Annotated in this window: 2 tRNA genes; both read left to right on the top strand. The window is 50.9% G+C overall.

The annotated features are described in order from the left end of the window. Window positions 1–112 precede the first annotated feature (112 nt). Window positions 113–185: transfer RNA gene (locus HFE01_RS26680), tRNA-Phe, on the top strand. A gap of 22 nt (window positions 186–207) precedes the next feature. Further along, a tRNA-Thr gene (locus HFE01_RS26675) sits at window positions 208–280 on the top strand. The last annotated feature ends 1 nt before the right edge of the window (window position 281 follow it).

Raw genomic sequence — 281 nt, 5'->3', positions numbered from 1 at the left:
AACTGTGGTGTAGAGGCCTAACATGCCTGCCTGTCACGCAGGAGATCGCGGGTTCGAATCCCGTCAGTTCCGCCATTAGTAATACATTGCTTGGTAAAGAGTCTTATTGTGAGGCTCGGTAGCTCAGTCGGTAGAGCAGAGGACTGAAAATCCTCGTGTCGGCGGTTCGATTCCGTCCCGAGCCACTTTTAATTGAATAGTTTTTGTGCCGGTGTAGCTCAATTGGTAGAGCAACTGACTTGTAATCAGTAGGTTGGGGGTTCAAGTCCTCTCGCCGGCAC

The sequence above is a fragment of the Paenibacillus sp. EKM10P genome (genome assembly GCF_011800655.1).
Taxonomy (GTDB): domain Bacteria; phylum Bacillota; class Bacilli; order Paenibacillales; family Paenibacillaceae; genus Paenibacillus; species Paenibacillus polymyxa.
This window is presented reverse-complemented; position numbering and strand designations above follow the sequence as displayed.